General features: G+C 36.8%; 23 protein-coding genes and 4 pseudogenes. 17 read left to right on the top strand and 10 right to left on the bottom strand.

What is annotated here, in order from left to right; genetic code table 11:
- Positions 1 to 33: 33 nt before the first annotated feature.
- The 11 genes and pseudogenes from CUN59_RS04290 (at position 34) to hypB (ending at position 11625) form a co-directional block, all read left to right on the top strand.
- Positions 34 to 2145, top strand: coding sequence for a serine/threonine-protein kinase (locus CUN59_RS04290; protein WP_104386668.1), 2112 nt, complete (start codon positions 34 to 36; stop codon positions 2143 to 2145).
- 446 nt (positions 2146 to 2591) lie between these two features.
- The gene (gene trmFO, locus CUN59_RS04285; protein ID WP_104386696.1) at positions 2592 to 3905 is read left to right on the top strand and encodes an FADH(2)-oxidizing methylenetetrahydrofolate--tRNA-(uracil(54)-C(5))-methyltransferase TrmFO; all 1314 of its coding nucleotides are present in this window, start codon (positions 2592 to 2594) and stop codon (positions 3903 to 3905) included.
- Positions 3906 to 4121: 216 nt separating this feature from the next.
- Positions 4122 to 4403: pseudogene (locus tag CUN59_RS04280) on the top strand (hypothetical protein); the annotation flags it as partial.
- Between the two features lie 137 nt (positions 4404 to 4540).
- Complete coding sequence (hypF, locus tag CUN59_RS04275; protein ID WP_104386667.1) at positions 4541 to 6886, top strand: carbamoyltransferase HypF; 2346 nt, start codon at positions 4541 to 4543, stop codon at positions 6884 to 6886.
- Between the two features lie 16 nt (positions 6887 to 6902).
- A complete protein-coding gene (locus CUN59_RS04270; protein ID WP_104386666.1) occupies positions 6903 to 7148 on the top strand; it encodes a HypC/HybG/HupF family hydrogenase formation chaperone in 246 nt (81 codons plus the stop codon).
- A 66-nt stretch (positions 7149 to 7214) separates the two neighbouring features.
- Positions 7215 to 8360, top strand: a complete 1146-nt coding sequence (gene hypD / locus CUN59_RS04265; RefSeq protein ID WP_104386665.1) for a hydrogenase formation protein HypD — start codon at positions 7215 to 7217, stop codon at positions 8358 to 8360.
- A gap of 67 nt (positions 8361 to 8427) precedes the next feature.
- Positions 8428 to 9531 carry a hydrogenase expression/formation protein HypE gene (hypE, locus tag CUN59_RS04260; protein ID WP_104386664.1) on the top strand — a complete coding sequence of 368 codons (1104 nt, stop codon included), beginning with the start codon at positions 8428 to 8430 and terminating at the stop codon, positions 9529 to 9531.
- 182 nt (positions 9532 to 9713) lie between these two features.
- Positions 9714 to 9977: a type II toxin-antitoxin system Phd/YefM family antitoxin gene (locus CUN59_RS04255; RefSeq protein WP_104386663.1), complete on the top strand. Its 264-nt coding sequence runs from the start codon at positions 9714 to 9716 to the stop codon at positions 9975 to 9977.
- The gene (locus CUN59_RS04250) at positions 9949 to 10296 is read left to right on the top strand and encodes a type II toxin-antitoxin system RelE family toxin (protein ID WP_243406864.1); all 348 of its coding nucleotides are present in this window, start codon (positions 9949 to 9951) and stop codon (positions 10294 to 10296) included. Before CUN59_RS04255 ends, CUN59_RS04250 begins: the two co-directional genes overlap by 29 nt.
- A 172-nt stretch (positions 10297 to 10468) precedes the next feature.
- Complete coding sequence (hypA, locus tag CUN59_RS04245) at positions 10469 to 10810, top strand: hydrogenase maturation nickel metallochaperone HypA (protein WP_104386661.1); 342 nt, start codon at positions 10469 to 10471, stop codon at positions 10808 to 10810.
- Complete coding sequence (gene hypB / locus CUN59_RS04240; protein WP_104386660.1) at positions 10801 to 11625, top strand: hydrogenase nickel incorporation protein HypB; 825 nt, start codon at positions 10801 to 10803, stop codon at positions 11623 to 11625. The genes hypA and hypB overlap by 10 nt, the downstream gene beginning before the upstream one ends.
- Positions 11626 to 11811: 186 nt before the next feature.
- Here hypB and CUN59_RS04235 read toward each other — a convergent pair whose 3' ends face one another.
- The 3 genes and pseudogenes from CUN59_RS04235 to CUN59_RS21885 all read right to left on the bottom strand — a co-directional run.
- The gene (locus CUN59_RS04235; protein WP_104386659.1) at positions 11812 to 12420 is read right to left on the bottom strand and encodes a class I SAM-dependent methyltransferase; all 609 of its coding nucleotides are present in this window, start codon (positions 12418 to 12420) and stop codon (positions 11812 to 11814) included.
- A gap of 100 nt (positions 12421 to 12520) precedes the next feature.
- Positions 12521 to 12865 carry a hypothetical protein gene (locus CUN59_RS04230; RefSeq protein ID WP_104386658.1) on the bottom strand — a complete coding sequence of 115 codons (345 nt, stop codon included), beginning with the start codon at positions 12863 to 12865 and terminating at the stop codon, positions 12521 to 12523.
- Positions 12858 to 12980: pseudogene (locus tag CUN59_RS21885) on the bottom strand (LLM class flavin-dependent oxidoreductase); the annotation flags it as partial. The pseudogene CUN59_RS21885 and the gene CUN59_RS04230, both read right to left, overlap by 8 nt.
- Before the next feature lie 248 nt (positions 12981 to 13228).
- Between CUN59_RS21885 and cysK the strand changes: the two are divergent.
- On the top strand, positions 13229 to 14170 hold the full coding sequence (cysK, locus tag CUN59_RS04220) for a cysteine synthase A (RefSeq protein WP_104386657.1): 942 nt from the start codon (positions 13229 to 13231) through the stop codon (positions 14168 to 14170).
- 201 nt (positions 14171 to 14371) lie between these two features.
- Positions 14372 to 14572 (top strand): annotated as a pseudogene (locus CUN59_RS04215) (hydrogenase maturation protease); the annotation flags it as partial.
- A 26-nt stretch (positions 14573 to 14598) separates the two neighbouring features.
- On the opposite strand, the gene CUN59_RS04210 reads toward CUN59_RS04215, so the two are convergent.
- Together CUN59_RS04210 and CUN59_RS04205 are read right to left on the bottom strand one after the other, a co-directional pair.
- Positions 14599 to 14973 (bottom strand): hypothetical protein, encoded by a 375-nt coding sequence (locus CUN59_RS04210; protein ID WP_104386656.1) that lies wholly within the window; start codon positions 14971 to 14973, stop codon positions 14599 to 14601.
- Positions 14974 to 14991: 18 nt separating this feature from the next.
- Positions 14992 to 15823: pseudogene (locus tag CUN59_RS04205) on the bottom strand (nitroreductase family protein); the annotation flags it as partial.
- A gap of 172 nt (positions 15824 to 15995) precedes the next feature.
- Here CUN59_RS04205 and dapB point away from each other — a divergent pair.
- Both dapB and CUN59_RS04195 read left to right on the top strand, forming a co-directional pair.
- Complete coding sequence (dapB, locus tag CUN59_RS04200) at positions 15996 to 16832, top strand: 4-hydroxy-tetrahydrodipicolinate reductase (protein ID WP_104386655.1); 837 nt, start codon at positions 15996 to 15998, stop codon at positions 16830 to 16832.
- A 39-nt stretch (positions 16833 to 16871) separates the two neighbouring features.
- Entirely contained in the window at positions 16872 to 17558 is a 687-nt protein-coding gene (locus tag CUN59_RS04195; protein WP_104386654.1) for a DUF8619 family protein, read from the top strand.
- A gap of 13 nt (positions 17559 to 17571) precedes the next feature.
- Here CUN59_RS04195 and CUN59_RS04190 read toward each other — a convergent pair whose 3' ends face one another.
- The 3 genes from CUN59_RS04190 to CUN59_RS04180 all read right to left on the bottom strand — a co-directional run bounded on the left by CUN59_RS04190 (position 17572) and on the right by CUN59_RS04180 (position 20101).
- Positions 17572 to 18201, bottom strand: coding sequence for a precorrin-8X methylmutase (locus CUN59_RS04190; protein WP_104386653.1), 630 nt, complete (start codon positions 18199 to 18201; stop codon positions 17572 to 17574).
- 151 nt (positions 18202 to 18352) lie between these two features.
- Positions 18353 to 19162, bottom strand: coding sequence for a TPM domain-containing protein (locus CUN59_RS04185; protein ID WP_104386652.1), 810 nt, complete (start codon positions 19160 to 19162; stop codon positions 18353 to 18355).
- Positions 19163 to 19384: 222 nt separating this feature from the next.
- A complete protein-coding gene (locus tag CUN59_RS04180; RefSeq protein WP_104386651.1) occupies positions 19385 to 20101 on the bottom strand; it encodes a GUN4 domain-containing protein in 717 nt (238 codons plus the stop codon).
- A 329-nt stretch (positions 20102 to 20430) separates the two neighbouring features.
- On the opposite strand from CUN59_RS04180, the gene CUN59_RS04175 reads away from it, so the two are divergent.
- Positions 20431 to 21852: an NADP-dependent isocitrate dehydrogenase gene (locus CUN59_RS04175; protein WP_104386650.1), complete on the top strand. Its 1422-nt coding sequence runs from the start codon at positions 20431 to 20433 to the stop codon at positions 21850 to 21852.
- Positions 21853 to 21899: 47 nt separating this feature from the next.
- On the opposite strand, the gene CUN59_RS04170 is transcribed toward CUN59_RS04175, so the two are convergent.
- Positions 21900 to 22409: a DUF29 family protein gene (locus CUN59_RS04170; RefSeq protein ID WP_104386649.1), complete on the bottom strand. Its 510-nt coding sequence runs from the start codon at positions 22407 to 22409 to the stop codon at positions 21900 to 21902.
- Positions 22410 to 22522: 113 nt separating this feature from the next.
- Here CUN59_RS04170 and CUN59_RS04165 point away from each other — a divergent pair, with 113 nt between their 5' ends.
- Positions 22523 to 23257 carry a Uma2 family endonuclease gene (locus tag CUN59_RS04165; RefSeq protein ID WP_104386695.1) on the top strand — a complete coding sequence of 245 codons (735 nt, stop codon included), beginning with the start codon at positions 22523 to 22525 and terminating at the stop codon, positions 23255 to 23257.
- Positions 23258 to 23292: 35 nt separating this feature from the next.
- Here the strand turns inward: CUN59_RS04165 and CUN59_RS21880 are convergent.
- On the bottom strand, positions 23293 to 25317 hold a 2025-nt coding region (locus tag CUN59_RS21880; protein ID WP_104386648.1), incomplete at its 5' end, for an AAA family ATPase.

Here is a 25317-nt window from a genome sequence, read left to right as displayed (position 1 = left end):
GATCTTATACTCATTCATTACCAATTATCAATTATGTCTATTCAATGTCCAACCTGTCTTACAGATAACTACGATTATGAAACTAGCTGTATCGCTTGCGGTACACCTTTAACCTCCTCTTCCACTATATCAAATCTGCATTTATCCCCAGGAACATTATTAGGGAATCGCAGATATAGAATAGATAACATATTAGGACAAGGTGGGTTTGGTATTACTTATGCAGCTACTTGTATCTCCAACTCTACCCAAGTTGCCATTAAAGAATTATGGCCAGAAAATGCTGCTAGACAAGGTAATACAGTTTTGTGGCCAATGTCCATTACCCCTATGCAGCGTCAACAACAACTGCAACAGTTTCAATCGGAGGCTAACTATTTACAAAGATGTGTTCATCCTCATATCGCCAAAATTTATGAGTGGTTTACAGAAAATGATACCGCATACATGGTAATGGAATTACTTGTTGGTAAATCATTAGATAAAATATTGCTAGAAACAGGACCACTAGCAGAAAATCAAGTTAAAAATTATTTTGTGCAAATTGCCGAGGCTTTAAAAGTTATTCATAGTCATAATTTACTGCATCGAGACATCAAACCAGAAAATATTATTATTGTCTCTCCCGATAAAGCTGTATTAATTGATTTTGGCGCAGCTAGAGAATTTATTGCCGGTCAAACTGGGGATATGACCCGAATATTAACTCCTGGATATGCACCTTATGAACAATACATTCAAAAAAGTAAGCGTTTTCCCAGTACAGACCTTTATGCTTTATGTGCATCAATGTATGAATTATTAACAGGAAAATTACCAATAGAAGCCACGGATAGAGCCACTGCTTTTTTACAAGGTAGTTCTGTGGATAAATTAGTGTCACCCCGACAACTACGCCCTGATTTAAGTTCTTTAATAGAAAAAGTTATTCTCGCAGGAATGCAATTTAGAATAGAGGATAGATTTCAAACGGCTGATGAATTAATTAATGCACTTCAAGGTAAATTTATTTCTCCTCAACATCAACGAGCCAAAGAATTAGTCAAACAAGGTCAAATAGCTGATGCGGTTCAAGCATATCAAAAATATTTGCAACTAGCACCAGATCATGGAGAAGCAGCCGTAGAACTAGCATTATTACAAATATATCTTGATGATCAACAAGCAGAAATAGCTGCAAAAATAGCCATTCAATTACAACCCAATGATGGCAGAGGTTACGGCGTTTTAGGATTGATTAATTGCCGTCAAAAAAATTGGCAAGAAGCAGTTAAGAATTTACAACAAGCCGCCCAACTAGCTCCCCATGAGGCTTGGATACAAGCTAATTTTGCTTGGGCATTAGGTAAATCTGGTAAATGGGAAGACGCAGAGAATACAGTAAATAAAGCATTGCAATTACAGCCCGATTCTACCTTTGCTTTGGGTTTACAAGCTTGGATATATATACAGCAACAAGAATGGAAATTAGCTATTCGTGCAGCTACACAAGCAATATTTAAATTACAGAATCAGCCAAATAGTCATGGAAAAGAGTTACAATCTAGCCTATATCCTTATTTGATTATAGCTTTAGAAAAAGCCGTTGTCACTAAACAAGCTAATGATATAGATAGAAGAATTGAAGAATTCATTAATCAAGTTCCTGATAGTGCTATGGCTTGGGGTTTAAAAGGTTGGAGAGAAGCAACTAAATATTTATGGCAAGATGCTATGAGCAGTTTTGAAAAAGCTAGTCATCAAGGATCAATTATAGATTGGGTATTAATTAATCACGCCATTACTCAGGAAAATTTACAAAATTATCAAAGTGCCATTCAAATCTATGACAATTATCTACAAAAATTTACACCTCAAGCCTTTATTTTATTTCGCCTCGGTACTTTATATGCCCAAATAGGAGAATGGCAGAAGGCAAAGTTATATCTTGAAAAAGCAATTAAGTATAATCCTATTTATGCTGAAGCCTATCATAATTTAGGCTGGGTATTGCTGAATATTAAAGGTCAAGATGGACAGGTAGAAAACTGCCGAGAAATGTTATCTGCTTATAGTAAAGCTACAGAATTATATGCAAAAGAACAAAAATTACCAATGAATGTAGGTATTAAACAGGCTTTTCAACTTGTAGGACTGAATATTTAGGGTTTGCTGAAAAAGTCTTTTCGTGAGGACTAGGAGTCAGGAGTCAGGAGTCACCGAGTCAGGAGTCACCGAGTTAGGAGTTAGGAGTTAGGAAGAAGGGGTCAGGAGTCACCGAGGAAGAATTAGGAGTCAGGAGTCAGGAGTCACCGAGTCAGGAGTCAGGAGTCAGGAGTCAGGAGTCACCGAGTCAGGAGTCAGGAGTCACCGAGGAAGAATTAGGAGGAGATAAGAATAGTCTCGAATCTGAGAAAGTGATAGGTTTTTAATGGTTTCAATGCTTATTCCTTGCACCTAATTCACTTTTTTAAGCCTGAAACTCTTAATATATCTAGTTTTTTGGTTTATTCAGCAAGCCCTATTTAGAAAATGTGTACCTCATATCTTCGGAAACTGCTGTAATTGTTATTATGACCAAAGCAATCATAAAAAAGCACAAAAAAACAACTATGACACAAGAACCCATACAAGTAATAGGCGGCGGACTGGCAGGTACAGAAGCAGCATGGCAAATAGCCCAAGCTGGTATTCCTGTGATTCTCCACGAGATGCGCCCTAAACGCTTCAGCCCTGCCCATCATACGGAAAATTTGGCTGAATTGGTCTGTAGTAACTCTTTCGGGGCTATGGCAAGCGATCGCGCAGCAGGACTATTACACGAAGAACTTCGCCAACTCGGTTCTATTATCATCACTAAAGCAGATGAACACGCAGTACCCGCCGGTGGTGCTTTAGCAGTTGATAGGGGACAATTTGGGGAAGATTTAACCCAAACTTTGGCAAATCATCCATTAATTGATTTTCGTCGTGGTGAAGTTAGAGAAATTCCTGAAGGTATCGTTGTTTTAGCTTCTGGACCCTTAACAAGTCCTGATTTATCGGCAGATTTACAGCGTTTTACAGGCTTAGAATATCTCAACTTTTTTGATGCGGCCAGTCCGATTATTTTAGGAGATTCTATTAATAAAGATATTGCTTTTATGGCTTCTCGCTATGACAAGGGTGAAGCGGCTTATCTGAATTGTCCTATGAATAAAGAACAATATTTACATTTTTACTCGGCACTTTGTCAAGCGGAACAAACAGAATTAAAAGACTTTGAAAAGGAAACAGCGAAATTTTTTGAAGCTTGTTTACCAATTGAAGAAATGGCACGACGGGGAGAAGATACCATGCGCTATGGTCCCCTCAAACCAGTGGGTTTATCTGATCATCGCACGGGAGAACGTAATTATGCGGTTGTGCAATTGAGACAAGAAGATAAAGCCGGTCAACTTTGGAATATGGTCGGTTTTCAAACTAATTTGCGTTGGGGTGAACAGAAACGAGTTTTTCAAATGATACCTGGTTTAGAAAAAGCGGAATTTGTCAGATTAGGAGTCATGCACCGCAATACATTTTTAAATGCACCCCAATTAATGTTACCAAGTTTGCAATTTAAAGATCGTGCTAATTTATTAGCGGCAGGACAGTTAATAGGAACAGAAGGTTATACAGCAGCATCTGCTGGAGGTTGGTTAGCAGGAACAAATGCAGCGAGAATAGCTTTAGGAAAAGAACCTTTAATATTACCTAATACCACTATGATGGGGGCATTATTTGAGTTTATCAGTTCTGCTGAACCAAAACATTTTCAACCAATGGCCCCTAATTTTGGGATTGTTCCAGATTTGGGTGTAAGAATTAAGAGTAAACCAGAAAAATATGGACGTTACCGGGATAGATCCTTAGCAGATTTAGCCGCATGGAAATCAACTTTTTAAGGTTTGCTGAAAAAGTTGTCTGTGAGGGCTAGGAGTCACCGAGTCACCGAGTCAGGATGTCCATTAAATAATTATTGTCCATTTTAAAGAATTACTGTCCATTTTTTATTCAGGGCTAAAATCGCCAAAATCCTTACTCATTAATGGTTTTGGCGATTTTAGTTTTAATTTTATCCTTATTTTTAAAGCAAATGATGTCACAAATATTGTAGAATTTTAAGTATGCCCTATGGTGTAGATATTTGGGGAGATTATTTAATAGTTGCGGATACGGCTAATTCTCGTTTGTTAGCATGGAAAAAGCGGGAGTCTATCTTATTATTACAAAGTGCGGATGTTGATGCTGTTTGGGGACAAGATAGTTTTATCAGTAAGAGTGAAAACCATAATTTTGGACTACCAACCCGACAAAGTTTAAATTGGTGTTATGGAATTAAAACTTGTGGTAAAAATATGGTAGTTTCTGATTCTTGTAATAATCGGGTTTTAATTTGGTAATTTTCAGATTCCCGTTTTCTGAGATTCATTGATAATTTATTTATGAGTTTATCAAAAGAAGTTGGAGATTTTGTCACGAACCACAGAGGCACAGAGGACACAGAGTTAAGTGAATAAATTATTATTTGGGTTTTTATATGTCTATTGAAGAAATTAGGGTTAAGGGTACTGTTCAAGGTGTGGGTTTTCGTCCTACTGTTTATCGTTTAGCTAAAAGTTGTGGGTTGAAAGGTGATGTTTGTAATGATGGGGAAGGGGTTTTAATTCGTGTTTCTGGAAGTGAGGAAAAAATTACAGAATTTGTCAATAAATTATATTTAGAATCTCCACTCTTGGCGAAAATTAATGAATTAGTAAGAAGTCAATATTTAGGAGAATTTAACTTTGATGATTTCGTGATTTCTCATAGTTTGAATACTCTGATGAAAACAGAAATTTCGCCTGATGCTGCTATTTGTCCTCAGTGTCAAAAGGATATTTTTGATCCTTTTAGTCGCTATTTTCGTTATCCTTTTACTAACTGTACTCATTGTGGTCCCAGGTTAACTATTATTAGTGCTATTCCTTACGATAGAAATCATACGAGTATGGTTAATTTTTCGATGTGTAAGGAATGTGAAAAGGAATATCAAAATGTAGAAAATAGGCGTTTTCATGCCCAACCTGTAGCTTGTTTTACCTGTGGTCCACGCGCATGGTTAGAACGTGCTGATGGTAAAGTTATCAGTTCTGATATGTTTTCGATATTAGATGATGTGGATGCAGTTTGTACTTTATTACAAAAGGGTAAAATTGTTGCTATTAAAGGTTTGGGAGGTTTTCATTTAGCTTGTGATGCAACTTTAGAAAATGCAGTTTTAAAACTCAGAAGTCGCAAACAACGCTATCATAAACCTTTTGCTTTAATGGCTAGAGATATTGACATTATTTCTCAATATTGTCATATTAATGATTTGGAAACAGAATTATTAAATAGTCCAGTAGCACCTATTGTTTTATTAAAAATTAAGGATGATAGTAAATTGTCATTTGCCATAGCACCAGGACAAAACACCTTGGGGTTTATGTTACCCTATACTCCTTTACATCATTTAATTCTCAGAAGAATGAAAAACCCGATAGTCTTAACTAGCGGTAATATTTCCGATGAACCACAATGCATAAATAATGAAGATGCTAAATATAAATTATGGAAAATAGCTGATTATTTATTATTACACAATCGTGATATTCTCAATAGAGTAGATGATTCTGTAGTGAGAGTTATTGATAATAAAATACAAACTCTTAGACGCGCTAGAGGATATGCACCAGCACCAATTATTTTACCATCAGGATTTGCCAATTTACCGCCTATTTTAGCAATGGGTAGTGAGTTAAAAAATACCTTTTGTTTATTAAGAGAAGGTGAGGTAATTTTATCACAACATTTAGGCGATTTAGAAAATGGGGCGGCTTTTAATGCTTATCAAGAAACATTAAACTTATATCTGAATTTATTTCAACATCAACCACAAATAATTGCTATTGATAAACATCCAGAATATCTATCTTCTAAACTGGGTAAAGAATTAGCAACAGTTAATAATCTTCAATTAGTAGAAATTCAACATCATCACGCCCATATTGCAGCTTGCATGGCAGAAAATCAAATTTCCTTAGATACAAAACCAGTATTGGGAATAGCATTTGATGGTTTAGGATATGGTGAAGATGGTACATTATGGGGAGGAGAATTTTTATTAGCAGATTATGTTAATTTTCAAAGATTAGCCACATTTAAACCAATACCTATGATAGGAGGATCACAGGCAATTTATCAACCTTGGAGAAATACATTTTCTCAATTAAATAATGCGTTTACTTGGGAAGAAGTACAAGAAAAATATAGTGATTTAGAAATTATCAAATTTTTAGAAACTAAAAACCCCAAATTACTCAAACAAATCATAGAGAAAGGTATTAATTCGCCCTTAACATCATCAGTAGGCAGATTATTTGATGCAGTTGCATCCGCAATAGGTATTTGTAGAGAACAATGCAGTTATGAAGGACAAGCAGCCATAGAAATGGAAGCTATAGCCAATGTAAATATATTAAACAATGATAAAGAAAGTCTAAATTATTCCTTTAAGTTTGAAAAATCAGCTAATATTTATTATATAGATACATCTCTAACATGGCGAGAAATACTCAATGATGTTAAACAGCAAGTTTTACCATCAGAAATAGCTGCCAGATTTCATCAAAGTTTAGCCATACTCATTGTCACAATAATTAAACAATTACGGCAGGAACATCAATTTCATCAAGTAGCATTAACAGGAGGAGTATTTCAAAATCAAATTTTATTACAACAAGTAAAAATGCGCTTAGAAAAATTAGAAATTAATGTGTTAACTCATAGTATAGTACCTACAAATGATGGAGGATTATCATTAGGACAAAGTGTAATTACTGCCGCTAAATATCTAAAATCTTAAAAAAAGGAAAATTAAAATGTGTTTAGGAATACCCGGACAAATAACTGAAATAACCAATATTGAATATAAATTAGCAATGGTAAATGTGGGAGGAGTCAAAAGACAAGTAAACATAGCTTGTATAGTTGACGAAGAACATCCACCAGAAAAATGTATAGGAGATTGGGTATTAGTTCATGTTGGTTTTGCGATGAATAGAATTAACGAACAAGAAGCAGCAGAAACCTTACAACTATTACAAGAAATAGCAGCCTTACATTAATTATCTGCGTTAATCTGCGTACATCTGCGTTTAAATTTTACTGCTTTTTGCTAATCTAAAATTGATATGAAATATGTAAACGAATTTCGCAACCCAGAAAAAGCCCTCGCTTTACAAAAAGAAATTGCCAAACTCAGCCAAGAAATAGATAGACATTTAAAAATAATGGAAGTATGCGGCGGGCATACCCATTCAATTTTTAAATATGGAATTGAAGAAATATTACCGCATAATATTGAATTAATTCATGGGCCTGGTTGTCCAGTGTGTGTGATGCCTAAAGGTAGAATAGATGAAGCGATCGCCCTTTGTCAAAACCCTGATATCATCTTTACCACATTTGGTGATACGATGCGTGTACCTGGTTCAAAAATTAGCCTTTTACAAGCTAAAGCCCAAGGTGCAGATATTCGTATGGTTTATTCACCATTAGATAGCCTGAAAATAGCCAAAGAAAACCCCCATAAAGAAATAGTTTTCTTCGGTTTAGGCTTTGAAACTACCGCCCCTAGTACCGCATTTACTATTCTCCAAGCAGCCGCAGAAAATATTACTAATTTTAGTATGTTTTCTAATCATGTATTAGTAATTCCGGCATTAAAAGCATTATTAAATAATCCTGATTTAGAACTTGATGGTTTTGTTGGTCCAGGTCATGTAAGTATGGTAATAGGAACAGAACCTTATGAGTTTATTTCCCAAGAATATCATAAACCAATTGTTATTTCTGGTTTTGAACCACTAGACATTTTTCAATCTATTTGGATGTTGTTAAAACAAATAGTAGAAAATCGTTGTGAAGTGGAAAATCAATATAATCGTTTGGTAGAACCTAATGGCAATAAAAACGCTTTACAAGCTATGAATCAAGTTTTTACAGTGCGAGAAAAATTTGAATGGCGAGGTTTAGGAGAAATACCAAATTCTGGTTTTAAAATACGCGAAGAATATGCCCAATTTGATGCTGAAGTGAAATTTACTATTCCTAATTTAAAAGTAGCAGATCATAAAGCCTGTCAATGTGGAGAAATTCTCAAAGGAGTTTTAAAACCTTGGCAATGTAAAGTATTTGGAACAGCTTGTACACCAGAAACACCCATAGGAACTTGTATGGTTTCTTCCGAAGGTGCTTGTGCAGCATATTACAAATATGGGCGACTTTCAACAATGGCTAAAAAAATAGCTGAAAAGGAGAAAATAGCCGTTTCTTAAAGCCAGAAAACCCTAGAAAATGAGGTCAAAAATATGCCTTTTGTCACTGTACAAATTGCTAAAAATTATGAACAATTACGAAAATAAAGAATATCAAAATCCGCTTTTTGAAAAAATAGAAACTGCCCGCCGTCGTCCTTCCCAAATTAAAGATACTCACATTAATTTATCTCATGGTAGTGGTGGCAAAGCCATGAGAGATTTAATCGCCAATATCTTTGTAAAAAGTTTTGATAATCCCATTTTATCACAATTAGAAGACCAAGCCACATTTGATTTATACAATTTTTCTCAACATGGGAATAGATTAGCATTTACCACAGATTCCTATGTAGTAGATCCCTTATTTTTTCCTGGTTCAGACATAGGAGAACTCGCTATTAATGGCACAATTAATGATTTAGCAGTGAGTGGGGCAAAACCTTTATACCTCACTTGTAGCATGATTTTAGAAGAAGGTTTACCCATAGAAACATTAAGAAAAGTTGTGGCTAGTATGCAAAAAGCAGCCAAAAAAGCTGGAGTGCAAATAGTTACAGGAGACACCAAAGTTGTTAATAGAGGCTGTGCTGATAAATTATTTATAAATACTGCTGGTATTGGCATAATTCCCCCAGGAATTGATATTTCTCCCCGCCATATTCAACCAGGAGATGTGGTAATTATTAATGGAGAGATAGGAAATCATGGAACAGCAATATTAATTGCTAGGGGAGAATTAGCATTAGAAACAGATATAGAAAGCGACTGTCAACCATTACATGAATTAGTTGCAGAAATTATCAAAGTTTGTCCACAAATTCACGCCATGCGCGATGCAACTAGAGGAGGTTTAGCCACAGTATTAAATGAATTTGCCCAAACATCTAATTTAGGAATACGTATCAATGAAAATGCAATTCCTATTAGAGAAGAAGTAAATGGAGTGTGTGAAATATTAGGTTTAGAACCCTTATATTTAGCTAATGAAGGAAAATTAGTCATTGTTGCACCTCCAGAAAAAGCTGATTTAATCTTAGAAACCATGCGAAATCATCCCACAGGAAAAGACGCATCTATCATCGGTCAAATTATCACCAACCCACCAGGAATAGTATTATTAAAAACTGCCTTTGGTGCGGAAAGAATCATTGATATGTTAGTAGGAGATCAACTGCCAAGAATATGTTAAAATCTATAAATTATGTAGGTTAGGTTAGGTTAAGCGACAGCGCAACCCAACAAATTCACAAAATATTGTTTAAAATGTTGGGTTTCCTTGCGTCAACCCAACCTACAATTTTAATATAAGTCGGGGATCTGGTGTATGAATTAGTGATATAATCATATACAATACTTATTTGTGACGAGAATATGTTAAAACACCTCACAATTACAGAAGCACAACAGCAAATTTTAGATTTGCCAGATGATGTACAACAAGAGCCAATAATTATTACCAAACATGGTAAACCAGTTATGGCCGCTATTAGTTTTGAGCAATATGAATCTTTATTAGAAACTTTAGCAATTTTATTTGATAAAGAATTTACCCAACAATTACAAGAAAGTATAGCTCAAGCAGACAGGGGAGAAACTATTAGTTGGAATGATGCAAAACTCAAACTCGGACTTTGAAAAACCACAAACTGATAATACTGAATTTGAAATTCAATTAACTCCTTTAGCATTGGAGATGTTAGCAAATATTAAAGATAAACGTCACCAGAAAGCTCTAAGTTCACGAATTGATAAACTAAAAATAGAACCAGAAAAACAGGGAAAACCTTTAACTGGACAACTAATAAATTATCGTAGTCTTAGGGCTGTAGGGCAACGCTACCGTATAGTTTATCAAGTGGAAAATGATAAGGTAGTTATTTTGGTAGTTGGTATAAGTTTAAGAAAGGATGGTGATAAGGGAGATATTTATAATCTCTTGCAAAAATTGTTATAGTTTATGATACTTCCTAGAATATGTTAATCGTAGGTTGGGTTAAGCGACAGCGCAACCCAACAAATTCACAAAATTTTGTTTAAAATGTTGGGTTTCCTTGCGTCAACCCAACCTACAATTTAATTCTTCACTCTGTGTCCTCTGTGCCTCTGTGGTTCGTTTAAGGAAATGTATGCACGAATTAGGAATTACTAAAAACATCATCGCCATAGTTAGCGAAAATGCCCAAAATAAAAAAGTACAAAAAGTATTATTAGAAGTGGGTAAATTATCAGCAGTTATGCCTGATGCTATCAAATTCTGTTTTGACATTTGCGCCCAAGGTACAATAGTAGAAGGGGCAATATTAGAAATATTAGAAATACCAGGAATGGCCAGATGTCGTGAATGTGGTAATACATTTTATGTAGACAAACCCTTTGGCATTTGTGAATGTGGTAGTGTAAAACTGGATTTATTGACTGGTGAAGAATTGAAAATCAAAGAAATCGAAGTGGAGGATTTATGTGTGTAACTTGCGGATGTTCTGATGACAATGAAACAAGAATTACTAATATGGAAAATGAACATCATCATACCCATACTTTACCCGATGGTACTGTAATTAACCATTCCCATCATCACCAAGAACCTGCCCATATTCATGCCAATGTTCACAATACAACTATATCTTTAGAACAGGAAATTTTAGGTAAAAACAATTTATTGGCCGCCCAGAATAGAGGTTGGTTTAAAGGTCGAAATATCCTGGCTTTAAATTTAATGAGTTCCCCTGGTGCTGGTAAAACTACATTATTAACTCGCACTATTAATGATTTAAAAGATAGGTTAAATATTAGCGTCATTGAAGGTGATCAAGAAACTACTAATGATGCTGAAAAAATTAAATCTACTGGTTGTAAAGTCGTACAAATTAACACAGGTACAGGTTGTCATTTAGATGCTTCCATGATCGAAAAAGGTCTGCAAGAATTGAAACCGCCTCTTAATTCTGTGGTGATGATTGAAAATGTCGGAAATTTGGTTTGTCCGGCTTTATTTGACTTAGGAGAAGCCGCTAAAGTGGTAATTTTATCGGTGACAGAGGGAGAAGATAAACCTATTAAATATCCCTATATGTTCCGCAGTAGTGATATTATGATTTTGACAAAAATTGATTTATTACCTTATATCAATTTTGATGTGCAGCGTTGTCTTGAATATGCTAAACAAGTAAATCCAAATATGCAAATTTTCCAAGTTTCATCTACTACTGGGGAAGGTTTGGAAAGTTTATATAATTGGTTATGTCAACAGGTACATAATTCATCAAATTTGATTGCTGTTTAGTCGTTAGACATTTGGTGAAAATTATCCTAGGGGCAATTCATGAATTGTCCCTACAAAGTTTTTAGAGAAGAGTCGCTGAGAAGCCCACACCCACCTGTTCGCGCAAGCGTGCCGCAAGGCATAAGGGAGTGTGTGGAGTACACCACATTTATGCAAAATCATTTTCATCCCTAAAAACACCAAAACCTATCTTTCAAAAACAGTTAATAATACAAAACCCAATAAGTAATAATGACCTACGCAATTTAATCCAGCATTATTCCCCATTTCTTCTCTTTGTTTTTGGCTATAAAATCTAATTCCGGTAGGAGAATGGGGCGTAATTTGACATGATGATGAGTTATTAAAAGTAATATCCACTAAATAAAATCTACCTCCTGGAGAAAGTACCCTAGCGACTTCTTTTAAAACCTGTTCTGGTTGGGGATAATGTAAGAAACTAATTGTATTAAAAACCGCATCAAATTGACCTTCAGCAAAGGGTAAATTTTCCGCATTACCTTCAATATAAATTAAGCGGGGATGGTGGCGGTTATTTTGTCTCGCAACTCGCAACATTTGGGAGGATAAATCTAAACCTGTGGCGCGAATTTCTGGGAACTGTGTTGCTAATCTATCTAATAAACGTCCAGTACCGCAACCTAAATCAAGTACATTGGCATTGGGTGATAATTCAACTTGTGAAAGCAATCTTTTATGGATAGCTTGGTAAATAAAAGAAGGAAATGTCCAATCATAACTATTTGCCCAACGGTCAAAAAGTTCTTTTTTATTATTGATAAAGTTGTTAATCATGACTATGGCTGGTATGTTTTTGTATTAATTTTATTATAACAAGATATAAGATAGATCCCGGACTTCTTGAAGAAGTCCGGGATCTTTTAGTGATTAAAATTTAATTTAGGCCAATTTCAAAAGGTGACCCCTTGCCAAAGGAAGGATAAACGCGGATTTTGGCATTTTTGGTGAATCGTTCTAGTCTATTACCAATTTGGGGAATATTGCTGACTATATGCCAGTATGCAACTAGATCGGGACAATCTACAATTAACATTAAAGTAGTTTTATTTGTAGTTATGTACCAGTGACAATTAGATAGTAATACTTGAGTTATGCGATCGCACGCATAGAAAAAACATCTGCCAATAGACTGTTCTAACTCCAAATGTAGCATTCCATCCTCTTTTGTTACCTGATTAGGAGGTAAATCATCGGGAGGAAGCAACGGAAGTTTAGACATAATTTCGCACCTCTTGATTGTAGCGTTGCAAACTTTCTCGATTTTTCTGCAAAGAAAAAGATGAGGGTTTTAACGCTAGTGTGCTGAGATTTAATTCATCCTGAAATTTTTTGATTTAGCTAAAATCTGTACTCAAATCACAGCATCTCATAACAAAGATAGACCCTAGATATCTTGAATAACTCAAAAACAAAATTAAGATATGATCAGGAAAGTTCAATATGATTATTTTCAGCAATTGCCTAGATTTTTCTTGTGGGAATGGACAGAGATTATGGTAAAATAGTTATGGTTGAATCAAAACTGAACGGGATTAAATACCTAATCAAAATAGATTAATATATGAATTTTAGAGGATAATAAATGCGAATTGCTAAAGACGTAACAGAACTTATTGGAAAAACTCCACTAATTCAGTTAAATAAAATTCCCCAAGCGGAGGGAGTGGTAGCCAGGATAGTTGTCAAACTAGAAAGTATGAATCCTGCGGCTTCCGTCAAAGATAGAATTGGCGTAAGTATGATCCTTTCTGCTGAAACTGAAGGTTTAATTTCGCCGGGCAAAACCGTTTTAGTCGAACCAACTTCTGGTAATACGGGTATCGCCTTAGCAATGGTAGCAGCCGCCCGTGGCTACAAATTAATTTTAACCATGCCCGAAACCATGAGCCAAGAAAGACGCGCCATGCTGCGGGCTTATGGTGCAACTTTAGAATTAACACCAGGACCTCAAGGAATGCGGGGCGCAATTAACAAAGCAGAGGAAATAGTTGCTAATACTCCCAATGCTTTTATGTTGCAACAATTTGCTAATCCAGCTAATCCTAAAATTCACAGAGAAACCACTGCTGAGGAAATTTGGCAGGATACTGATGGAGAAGTTGATATCTTAATTTCTGGAGTCGGAACTGGTGGCACAATTACTGGTATTGCTGAGGTTATTAAACAACGCAAACCAAGTTTTCAAGTGATCGCTGTCGAACCTAGCAACAGTCCAATTCTATCAGGTGGTAAACCAGGCCCCCATAAAATTCAAGGTATTGGTGCGGGGTTTGTTCCTGATGTTTTGCGTCAAGATTTAATTGATGAAATTGTCCAAGTTGATGACGCTGAAGCAATGGAATATGGCCGCAGATTAGCTAGAGAAGAAGGTTTATTATCAGGTATATCTTCCGGGGCGGCTTTATGTGCTGCCATTGCCTTAGGTAAACGCCCAGAAAATGCTGGTAAATTAATCGTCATGATTCAACCTTCCTTTGGTGAACGCTATTTAAGCACCGCCATGTTTCAAGATTTGATGAGTTAATCTTATAATTTAGGTAAGGGTATAAGATCCCCGACTTCTCTAAGAAGTTGGGGATCTTGGCCTCTATAGCCACTATAGAGTCAATGATTAAAGATGTAGTCAGAATTTCAGTAAATTTTAATTTAGGGACGTTTCACAGTTAACCCTCCATTCCTCCCATCACCAAACTGAGTACAGTTTTGGTGGGGGTCTCCTGGAGGTTTAGATGATTTCCGTTGGGATCATGCCTTGGCGGCGGGGATAAAAATCTTTGCTGATGATTTTCCCCAAGATGTAACAGTCTATTTGATTGAAGCAGTAAATCTGCATTTGGGGCTAGAATTAAGTACCGTTGTTCAACATTCTGCTGATTTAGTTTTTGCGGAACTAATGACAATTATCCAACGGAATATGATGACTTAATCAACAATCTCAAATACTAATTTCCATTATGCCCAATCACGGTAAACTGGCAACTCATCTACTCTCATTTCAAAGGGTACGCTTTGATTATCGGGAGGACAAACTCGAATTTTGGCACTGCTGACAATACTGTGAAGAACATTCGCCATAGGAACAATTTGTTGCAAAATTTGCCAGTTAGTAACTTGATCGGGGCATTCAATTACTAAAGTCAAAATACTCGCGTGAGTTGTCGCATACCAACGACAATGAGACAGGAGATTATGAATAATGCGATCGCATCCTTCATAAAAATACCTGCTAATTGAATGCTCTAACTGTTGTCTAAGCATAATATCTGCTGATGTTGGCTGTATAGGATGCTTGTCATTAGCATTAAATTGAAATTCTGTTCTGGCCATTTCCCGTGATTGTCCTACTTATTTACCAATTGCCATTGCATACAATACGTCCTTATTGGTTTTTAGAAAGGCTTGGGTTTCATCATCATAAAAAGCACCAATCCCACTATAATCTATTCCCCAATAATTGCTAAATAAATACACTCTCTGTCCGATAAATCCGGCTAATTGCATAGCCATTTGATAACTCAAATAATCGGACACAAAAAACAAAGTTACTGCACAATCTCTAGCGATCACTTGATTAATGCACAAATAAACGGTTTTTCCCCTAAAGTTTCCCGCTTTAATGAGATGTGTATTCTGATATAACCCAGGTGAGATTCCTGTCACATCATGCACCACTGAGGAAATTTCTATTTCCTCAAAATTCTCTGTTGGTATTGGTTGTCGAACTGCTTGCAAAATTTGCCAATAGATATTTTCTCCAAATAGACTGCTTTTGAAAACGACGAATAGAACGTCTATTCCAAACGGTTTCTAAAAACCGTTCTCGGTCAAAATTAAGTTGAGGATGTTCTAGCTTTTGCTGGTGACTAGGCTGTAAAGACGTTGTTTGATAGGTATCTTCAACACAGTGATTAACTTGAAAATAGTTAGTACCACAGACAAAAGGAATAGGTAGCCTTAAGCGTCTGACTGGTTTTTCTTGCACTTCTCCTGATATCACACAACTAGTAATAAACTCCTTATTCTCAAATCCCAAATCTGCATTGAGAGTAAGTTTATCAAAATCAAAGCCTAGTTGTATGTTGTTTTCATGAAGATATCCTGAAGCAGCGATAGCACCCAAATGGTGTCCGCTATCCAACAAACAATATCTCAAACTCCTGTCTTGATATTTCCAGCTATAGCAATCCTAAATGATACGTGAGAGTTCAACAAGGCTCAAATGCTTATAAAACAGGGATTTTTATCTACGTATTTTCTCATAATTGGGGTAGGATTGCTATATGACATTTTGATAGAATTTGTATTTGTGAGACAATTTCTCTGTTGAATTCAAAATAATTGTTAAATCTATGAGCAATCAAGGTTCTATTCCCGTTATCGTTAACGGTGCTGCTGGTAAAATGGGACGTGAGGTGATTAAAGCAGTAGCTCAAGCATCTGATTTAGTGTTAATGGGGGCAATTGATACAACGCCCGAACATCAAGATAAAGATGCTGGGGAACTAGCGGGTTTAAGTGAACCCTTAGAAGTACCGATTACCAATCAATTAGAACCAATGTTGGGGTATGTGGCGGGAGAAAGACAGATGCAACCGGGGGTCATAGTTGACTTTACCCATCCTGATGTAGTGTATGATAATATTCGCAGTGCGATCGCCTATGGAATTCGTCCAGTGGTGGGAACTACAGGTTTAAGTCCGGCACAACTCCAAGAATTAAGCGATTTTGCCGAAAAAGCAAGTACCGGTTGTTTGGTGATTCCTAACTTTTCCATTGGTATGGTATTACTACAAGAAGCTGCTGTCAGAGCTTCCCAATATTTTGATCATGTAGAAATTATTGAACTTCATCATAACCAAAAAGCTGATGCGCCTAGCGGTACAGCTATTCAAACTGCTCAGTTATTAGCCGAAATGGGTAAAAGCTTTAACACACCTATTGTCGAAGAAACTGAGAAAATAGCCGGAGCTAGAGGCAGTTTAGCAGACGAAGGGATTAGAATTCATAGTGTGCGCTTACCAGGACTAATAGCTCATCAAGAGGTGATTTTCGGCGCAGCAGGACAAATTTATACCTTACGTCATGATACCAGCGATCGCTCCTGTTATATGCCAGGAGTAATATTAGCCATTCGCAAAGTTAATCAGCTAAAGTCATTAGTATATGGATTAGAAAAAATACTTTAGAATTCCGATTTTCTCATTTAAAAGCCAAAAGCTAAAAATATGCTTGTTCCTCTAACTCGCCAAAAATTTGAACAAATCGTCCCCCTAATTGCCTCTAGCCCACAATATAAATACTATTGGGGGAAGTTCAGTAGTGTTTTGCAACGGCTATTAATTTCTGTAGTTACAGTAGCCGTACTATTACTGATACAATTTTTATTTAGATTAGAATTTGGGTTAATCTTCTTTTTTGGAGTATTTGGCGGCTTTTTTTGGCTTTGGTATCCCATATTCCAAGCAAGTATCCGTAATAGAAAATGCCGTCGTTATAAATATAGTGGCTTTTTTCAAGGAAGAATCCTCGATTGGTGGATTACAGATCGGTTAATGGGTAAACAGGAAACTGTCAACAGCAAAGGCGAGTTAGTCATCATCGAAAACCGAGAAAAGCGGATTAACCTAGAAATAGGTGATGATACAGGATTTATTGTAGAGTTTGATGCACCCCTACGTCCTGCCCATAAAGCGATCGCTCGTGGTCAAATCGCCGAAATGTTAGTCATGTCTAACCGCCCTGATCTCAGCACAATTGAAGAATTCAGTGATATATACATTCCCAGCCGTGACCTTTGGGTAAGTGATTATCCTTGTGTCCGTCAAGATTTATTTAGTGAAGTTAGTGCGCGTTTTCGTGCAGATCAAGAACAAAGATCCCGCCGCCGTTCAGGAAGACAAAGAGGGGGGTAATTGGTAATTCCCTTTACCCCCCGCCACTTCTATCTTGACCATAGGCTTGCCAAGCCAGATCAACCAAGCCATCAATAATAGCAGCGGCTACAAGGGCGTTACCCTTACGTCCTTCAGTGGTAATATTAGGAACTAGGGACTCTTGTAATCGTTCTTTGGCAGTTTCTAAATTCACAAACCCTGCTGGAGTAGCAACTATTAAAGCGGGTCTAATTTCTTCAGCTTCAATTAATTCCACAAGTGCAGTTAAGGCCGTTTGTGCTTGACCAACTACAAATATTCCCTCTGGATAACGCCTAGCCAGGGTTTCAATGCCCCAAGCAGCACGGGTTTTTTCTTTTTGGGGGCGCGTTAATGTTTCCATGCTGCAATAGACTGGGTTAGCGAATGTATTTTGAATATCATAAGCTATACCAACTTGCACCATTGGCGCATCTACAACAATTGTAGTCCGTGCAGCTAAGGCGGCTGCTCCAGCTTGTAGGGAATGTTCTGAAAACCGGATCAAAGATTTATACTCAAAATCTGATGTAGCGTAAACTACTCGACGGACTATTTCATACTCAGCGGGTGAAAAAACATGATCACCCATTTCATTATCAATAATTGCCAAGCTTTGAGCATCAGTGACGTGCCATTCCATTGATTTTTATTTGCGTAATTATATATTTAGTTTTCAGCTTATCAGTTTCTGTGAGTGCTAATGGGTAATTGGTGACTAGCAGCAATTTATTCCTGTTTCCCATTCCCTATTCCCTATTCCCTATTCCCTATCCCCTATTCCCTATAACTTTTCAGGATTCAGCATTAGAAGATGGCTGACTAAATACAGGAGATAAATAGGCAACTAAAGCACCAATAGCAAATGCGGAAATATTACGAACCAAGGGCAACCAATCGCTTGTGCGGGTAATAACTGGAGCAATACCAAAGGCAATAAAGAGCATTCCCCATAAAGGTGAGAAAATTAACGCCCATTGCCAAGCAAGTATTTGTTTATCGTTGCGGGGTTGGGCGGCAAAACCGCAAATAATGCCACCGATAGCAGAGGTAACAAGGGTAAGTATCCATTGTTCTCTGGGGAGTCCGGGAACTACGTTACAACCACCTTTGGCTAAACAGCCTTTCACGGAATCTAAGGCTTGGAGAATGGCTTGATCTTCTCCTTGTTCCCGGACAAAGTATAAGTTACCAAAGCGGGTTTGTAATTCAATCCAGAAGGTGCGGGGCAAGAATTCATAAACTGCATCACCTACACTAAAGCTGAGGATATTACCACCACGGGCATCTGCTACTAAGAGGATGCTTTTATCGTCTAAACCCCAATATTTAATTACTGCTCTGCCTGGAGTGCGATCATACTGAGTTAAAACGCGCAATTTCCAACCAGTGTCAGTTTCAAATTGTTCTAATTCTTTAACTAGTTTTTTTTCTTGAGGATCAGGGAGGGTTTTTGCTAAATCTACTACTGGTGTGACAAAACCAGGTAGTAAATCGGGATTTTCATAAGCTAGGGCTGATGGTGAATTAATTGCCCAGATTGAGCCGGCAAAGCAAAATACGGCAATTGATACTAAAATTCGTCGCCAAAAACACAGGTGCATGGACGTTTTTATACTAAATTATCAGGTGAAAAATGTAACAAGCGCTTTTTGTAAGATTAGTGTAAAAGTGAGACTTCTTTACACTTCTTTACTTTACTTTAATCTAAGCGATCTAAGCAAACCCTGATTTAGAAAAACGCAATAAGTTGGTTAACAAAATAAAACCAAACTATGTCAACAAAAGAAAACAAAGAGCCAAAACCTTTTCCTCCTGCCTCTTTATTACTTAGTCCAAGCTGGATGAGATAATAAAGAGGACATGACCCGTACACCTCGGAGTTGATTAGAGAGGGGTAGATGACCTCTAGGGGCGCTTAAATTCCAGGTGAATTCGTGGGGGTATCTTGTCCAGTTATTACCATCCTTCCAGCCAATTTTTGGCCAGAGGTTAGTCCAATTTTTATTTAAACCTAACCAAATTTCTCTCTGTACGGAAAAGCCAAATTTACCTTCTGAGTGAACTACCCAGAGTTGATTAATGGTGCGGAGGTCTTGTATGGGGAAACTTTCTACTTCTGTGAAGTATAACCACTTGCGGTTTACTGCTTGCGAACCTGCCACTTCACACATTTTCTGAATTGTCAAGAGATCGGCTGCTTGAAAATCTTGATCTACAAGTAGGTTTTGCAAAGAATTGTAACTGATCCCACGGTCTGATTTTAGAGGTACAATTCCTTCGGGAAAGTTAAGTTGCAAAAACTCTTGATTTGCAGGTGCATCAGTATTGTAGATGACTTGGTAGATTTTGCCGTCAATCCAAGTTGCTGGGGTGTCACGACGTTTCAGCAAAAATTCCTTCAACACATCTAAGCCATCATTACCCAAGTCAGCTAACTGCGGGATGATTTGTTGTTGGACTTTTTCGGACCCAGCGATTAACTTGTGGCGAAGGGAGTCGAGATCATTTGTAGTGCCTGATACAATCATTGGGTCTGTCATGCCATTACTCGTGTTAGCGTGAGCGTGAATAAACTATCTATTGCTATCGGTTATTCTACAAAATGAAGTGCAAATAGCAAAAAGTAGTTTTCCGAAATCTTGCTTGGGTAAAGTTTGCCAGCCTCTTGAGTGTGTATGTATATCTACAGAAAATGACTCACAGTGGCTTTAGTCTACATCCTAGCCATCAATACTTTATCAGGTAAGGAGTTACAAAAACAGAATACAGAATACACAAAATGAGTAAAGTTGTTTAATTAAGACTCCTAATTTTGTGAATCTGTACATTTGTAACTCGGTGAACTTCTTCTATTTGGAATTTGTCAATTATGTACGAAAAGATTACTCCTCCTACAACCGGCGCCAAAATTACCTTCAAAAATGGTGAACCTATTGTTCCTGACAATCCGATTATTCCCTTCATTCGTGGTGATGGAACGGGTATAGATATTTGGCCAGCTACGGAAAAGGTGCTTGATGCTGCGGTTACTACGGCATATAAGGGCAAAAGAAAGATTAGCTGGTTTAAGGTTTATGCTGGTGATGAGGCCTGTGATTTATACGGGACTTATCAGTATTTACCCCAGGATACATTAACAGCTATTAAAGAATATGGCGTTGCTATCAAAGGACCTTTGACTACTCCTGTAGGTGGTGGGATTCGGTCTCTAAATGTGGCATTACGTCAAATTTTTGACCTTTATGCCTGTGTGCGTCCTTGTCGTTATTATGCTGGTACACCATCTCCACACAAAAACCCCGAAAAATTGGATGTAATTGTTTACCGGGAAAATACGGAAGATATTTATTTGGGGATTGAATGGAAACAGGGAAGTGAAATAGGAAATCGCCTGATTAAGATTCTCAATGAAGAATTAATACCCGCTACTCCAGAACATGGTAAAAAGCAAATTCCTCTGGATGCCGGTATAGGTATTAAACCTATTAGTGTTAGTGGTTCAAAACGTTTAGTTAGACGTGCTATTAAACACGCTTTAACTTTGCCCAAGGATAAGCAACAGGTGACTTTGGTGCATAAGGGCAACATTATGAAATACACCGAAGGCGCTTTTAGGGATTGGGGTTATGAAGTGGCAACCGCCGAATTTCGCCAAGAGTCCGTTACAGAACGGGAATCTTGGATATTAGGAAATAGGGAAAAAAACCCCAATATTTCCTCAGAAGAAAATGCCAGAATGATTGATCCTGGTTTTGATGCTTTGACACCGGAGAAAAAAGCCCAAATTGTGAAGGAAGTAGAAACAGTTCTCAATTCAATTTGGGCAAGTCATGGTAATGGCAAATGGCAAGAGAAAATCATGGTCAATGATCGCATTGCTGATAGTATCTTTCAACAAATTCAAACTCGTCCAGATGAGTATTCTATTCTGGCTACAATGAACCTGAACGGTGATTATTTATCCGATGCTGCTGCGGCAATTGTGGGCGGTTTAGGTATGGGTCCAGGGGCAAATATTGGCGATTCCTGCGCGGTTTTTGAAGCTACCCATGGCACAGCACCAAAACACGCTGGTTTAGATAAAATTAACCCCGGTTCTGTAATTCTTTCCGGTGTGATGATGCTGGAATATATGGGTTGGCAAGAAGCCGCAGATTTGATTAAAAAAGGATTGAGTGCAGCTATAGCCAATGGTGAAGTTACTTATGACTTGGCGCGAATGATTGAACCACCTGTAAAACCTTTAAAGTGTTCTGAATTTGCGGACGCAATTATCAAACATTTCGGTTAATTAATTAATATCTCCGACTTCTTCAGGAAGTCGGGGATCTAACTTTTTCATCCCCAATTTTCACCACCAACTAATTGACTAAGATAATCATCCATAATTCCTGGTAATTCTCTTGGTGAATACGTATAACTTAAAGATAGAAATCTAATTGCTGTAGTGATAATTTGGGTTCTCTCTAAAATTGTTGCCAGTTGAGAACGAGTATATTTACCATTCATAACTTCTAGACTAGCATCAGCGATCGCATCTTCAATTACTTCCTCTTCGATTAAATTTTGCCATTCATCTTGATTAACGTAATAGGATGTTTTATTTTCTTTAATATTGATTTTTTGAATTTCTCTAATTGAGTTACGAATAGAAGCTGCCCAGGAATTTGTTAATCTTTGTTCTATTTGGTTTTTAATCAAATGAATTAGCAGAATTTTCAAAAATGATTGAATTTGTCTAAGATTAGCTTGTTTACTCATTCCTTCTAACTCATCTACAATTGCTAAAGCCTCTGCGTAATTTCCTTGTAAAATGCTGTTTCTGAGGTCAATTAATTCCTGTGTCATTTTTATTAGCCTCCATTTCCATGGATTATCTTGATTAAGCTACTGGGGGAAATTAAATTGTGATACTATATTATAGGATTAAAACCACTATCAATCCAGTAGGGGATAAAATCATGGTTGAGCAACTTCTTATCAAAAATGAAATTGATGATTGCGATTTACCAGATGCCAACCTTCTAGTTACTGAAGATGATACACCTGTGGATAATTTTGCATCTGCCAAACAACAGCGTCTTTTAGTCGCTTCTCTTTATAGTTCTTTAAAAAACCAGGTTTTTTTAGCTGAAGCCAATGTTGGTGTTTACCATACCTTGAGTGAACCTCCCGTAGTTCCTGATGTGTTTATCAGTTTTGATGTGCAAGTTCCTGAAAACTGGTGGGAAAAAAATAATCGTTCTTACCTAGTTTGGAACTTTGGCAAATTCCCGGAACTTGTGCTGGAAATTGTTTCTAATAAAGATGGGAATGAATTGACTAAAAAGCTGCAAATTTATGAGCAGATGCGAGTTTTGTATTATATTGTCTATGACCCAAATCAAAATTTAGGAGGGAATATTCTCCGAATTTATACTCTTGGGGGTAGACATTATCTAGAAATGACAGATAACTGGTTAGAAGATATTGGTTTGGGAATAACTTTATGGACTGGAGAATTTGAAGGTAGAAATGATTCTTGGTTACGTTGGTGCGATCAAAATGGTAATATTTTACTAACTGGTGATGAACTGGCAAAAGTTGCAGCAGAACGCGCTAAAAATGCCGAAGAACAGGCTAAAAATGCCGAAAAACGCGTTCAATTACTCGCAGAAAAATTAAAGGCTTTGGGTGTAGATCCTGATAGTATGTAAATATTATCTGAGGATTATTTTAGGATGATAAAATTTCAAGGATATGTTTTAACAACCCAACGCCGAAATAGTTCTACTATTATTTTCCAGCGTCCCTGATTTTCTACAATCACATCATGACGTTCTAAAGTGTCTAAAGCTTTCTGTAAATCAGTTTTATCTATTCTCGTCAACTCAGTTAATTCATTTACCGTTAGTCCTGCGGTGTGTTTTGCTAGATAAGTTAAAATTATTTGTTGAGTATGATCATTATTTTCTCCAGCTTGACCCCAAACACCGTTAAAGTAATTACTACCTCTTTGGAAAAACTCCGGTTTCTTGACAATTGCTTCTACATCTTCCACTGTAAAAACTGGGTCGCGGTTTCTTCCTTGTTCAAAAACAAAATCATTATATAATCGCACTAAATGAAAACCTACCAAATTCACTAAATAAGGTTGTCCGTAGGTTAAATCATAAATTTTATCTAGTGCCTCTGGAGTGTAGTCTAAGAAAAAATCTTCAATAGCAGGGTTAGCAAGAATTTGACCAGTTGCACCACGACTTAAAAAACCAACACGAATAGAAATAACACTACCAAAAAAGGGATGAAAATAATCTGCTGTCATTTCATCTAAAGTGTGTAAACCAGCAAAAGCAAAAGCAACTTGAGTAGATTCCTGTAATAAACCTCTCAAGAAGTCCATAAAATTAGCAGGAATTTTTTTATCTTTAATTAGATCTTCAATTTTTTCAAATTCATCTATTGCAATAATTAACCCACCAGATAAATTTTTAATTACTTTTTTAAAATAGCGGTTAAAAGTCAGTTCGGGAAGTTTTAATAAATCATCATCATTAGGAGGAGGAATGTTCACAACTTGGGAAATTTCATCACTAATAGCCATCAATACTTCACCTACACCTTGAGTGACGTCTCCTAACTTTAATAAATTCACATAAGCAACTTTGACCTGATTATCTAAAGAGTTAGCAGTATTGCGTAAAATCGAAGTTTTACCCATACGTCTATGACCATAAATTACTACAGACTGGAGTTGAATACCTCTAAGCCAAAGTTCTTCTAATCGTCTCATAATATCTTCTCTACCAATAAATAAATTACCCATTACAGGGTCGCCGATAACGTAGGGATTATTTACAGATTTAGTAATTAAAGTTTCCCCAACTTCCCCAGCAATTTGTAATAGTTGCCGTTGCCAGTTGTGAGCAATATCTATAATTAATCCCTGTTCTGCTTTGGGTAGGGTATCGGCTGTATTTAAAATAGTTGTCAGTTCGCCTAATGCGCGATTTAAAGCGGAAGAACGAGACACACGGGAGACACTACCGTTAATGATTTTTATATCTTCAATTATTTTGACAAATCTATCTAATGTTTGCCAGGTGGCAGGACGTAATAAACCTGATGTGGGAAATGTAGGTATTTCTAGATTAGCAATAGAGTTTAAATCTTTCACATCGTTAAATACTGCTAAAGTTTGAGCAAGAATATACATTTCTTCCCCATACAGAAGAGAACGAACAACGGCAAATGCTTCTATGGCTTGAGTGGCTTGTTTTTCATGCAGATACCAAAAACCAGCAGCAGCAGCACGGGAGGGAGTATCAAAACGGGTATCTGTATTCAAACTTGCTTTTAATCTTTGTTTCCCAGGAAAAGGTAAGAAAAAATAATCTAGTGCTTGTAATTTAAGTTTTTCACTTAAAGCGGCAGACGTAAAATATATTAATTCCCAATCATAGGTAGTTTCTGCTAACTTAGAAATAGACCAAATTATTTGTTCTTCTGGCTTTATTTCCAGTGCCTTATTCACTGCCTCAACTACAGGAATAAATTGCATGGTATATGCTAATAGTTGATTAACATTATGTATGCCATTGTCCCAATCATTTAATAACCATTTTTTTAAACGAGAATGTAAATTAGGTAAAGAAAGAATAGTAATTCTGGGTAGTAAAAAACTACCATTTATGAGATGATTCAAGTTTAATAAACTAAATAACCAATTTTCTGGACGTAAAACGGCCACACCTACCGCCAAAATTGAAGATCTAGA

Source organism: Cuspidothrix issatschenkoi CHARLIE-1 (genome assembly GCF_002934005.1).
Classification (GTDB): Bacteria; Cyanobacteriota; Cyanobacteriia; order Cyanobacteriales; family Nostocaceae; genus Cuspidothrix; species Cuspidothrix issatschenkoi.
The sequence above is the reverse complement of the archived record's forward strand: the minus strand, read 5'-3'. Positions and strand labels throughout refer to the sequence as shown.

Excerpts from the sequence above, each read along its gene's own strand:
- CUN59_RS04290 (WP_104386668.1), top strand. The coding sequence starts at position 34 with ATGTCTATTCAATGTCCAACCTGTCTTACAGATAACTACGATTATGAA.
- trmFO (WP_104386696.1), top strand. The coding sequence starts at position 2,592 with ATGACACAAGAACCCATACAAGTAATAGGCGGCGGACTGGCAGGTACA.
- hypF (WP_104386667.1), top strand. The coding sequence starts at position 4,541 with ATGTCTATTGAAGAAATTAGGGTTAAGGGTACTGTTCAAGGTGTGGGT.
- CUN59_RS04270 (WP_104386666.1), top strand. The coding sequence starts at position 6,903 with ATGTGTTTAGGAATACCCGGACAAATAACTGAAATAACCAATATTGAA.
- hypD (WP_104386665.1), top strand. The coding sequence starts at position 7,215 with ATGAAATATGTAAACGAATTTCGCAACCCAGAAAAAGCCCTCGCTTTA.
- hypE (WP_104386664.1), top strand. The coding sequence starts at position 8,428 with ATGAACAATTACGAAAATAAAGAATATCAAAATCCGCTTTTTGAAAAA.
- CUN59_RS04255 (WP_104386663.1), top strand. The coding sequence starts at position 9,714 with ATGTTAAAACACCTCACAATTACAGAAGCACAACAGCAAATTTTAGAT.
- CUN59_RS04250 (WP_243406864.1), top strand. The coding sequence starts at position 9,949 with ATGATGCAAAACTCAAACTCGGACTTTGAAAAACCACAAACTGATAAT.
- hypA (WP_104386661.1), top strand. The coding sequence starts at position 10,469 with ATGCACGAATTAGGAATTACTAAAAACATCATCGCCATAGTTAGCGAA.
- hypB (WP_104386660.1), top strand. The coding sequence starts at position 10,801 with ATGTGTGTAACTTGCGGATGTTCTGATGACAATGAAACAAGAATTACT.
- CUN59_RS04235 (WP_104386659.1), bottom strand. The coding sequence starts at position 12,420 with ATGATTAACAACTTTATCAATAATAAAAAAGAACTTTTTGACCGTTGG.
- CUN59_RS04230 (WP_104386658.1), bottom strand. The coding sequence starts at position 12,865 with ATGTCTAAACTTCCGTTGCTTCCTCCCGATGATTTACCTCCTAATCAG.
- cysK (WP_104386657.1), top strand. The coding sequence starts at position 13,229 with ATGCGAATTGCTAAAGACGTAACAGAACTTATTGGAAAAACTCCACTA.
- CUN59_RS04210 (WP_104386656.1), bottom strand. The coding sequence starts at position 14,973 with ATGGCCAGAACAGAATTTCAATTTAATGCTAATGACAAGCATCCTATA.
- dapB (WP_104386655.1), top strand. The coding sequence starts at position 15,996 with ATGAGCAATCAAGGTTCTATTCCCGTTATCGTTAACGGTGCTGCTGGT.
- CUN59_RS04195 (WP_104386654.1), top strand. The coding sequence starts at position 16,872 with ATGCTTGTTCCTCTAACTCGCCAAAAATTTGAACAAATCGTCCCCCTA.
- CUN59_RS04190 (WP_104386653.1), bottom strand. The coding sequence starts at position 18,201 with ATGGAATGGCACGTCACTGATGCTCAAAGCTTGGCAATTATTGATAAT.
- CUN59_RS04185 (WP_104386652.1), bottom strand. The coding sequence starts at position 19,162 with ATGCACCTGTGTTTTTGGCGACGAATTTTAGTATCAATTGCCGTATTT.
- CUN59_RS04180 (WP_104386651.1), bottom strand. The coding sequence starts at position 20,101 with ATGACAGACCCAATGATTGTATCAGGCACTACAAATGATCTCGACTCC.
- CUN59_RS04175 (WP_104386650.1), top strand. The coding sequence starts at position 20,431 with ATGTACGAAAAGATTACTCCTCCTACAACCGGCGCCAAAATTACCTTC.
- CUN59_RS04170 (WP_104386649.1), bottom strand. The coding sequence starts at position 22,409 with ATGACACAGGAATTAATTGACCTCAGAAACAGCATTTTACAAGGAAAT.
- CUN59_RS04165 (WP_104386695.1), top strand. The coding sequence starts at position 22,523 with ATGGTTGAGCAACTTCTTATCAAAAATGAAATTGATGATTGCGATTTA.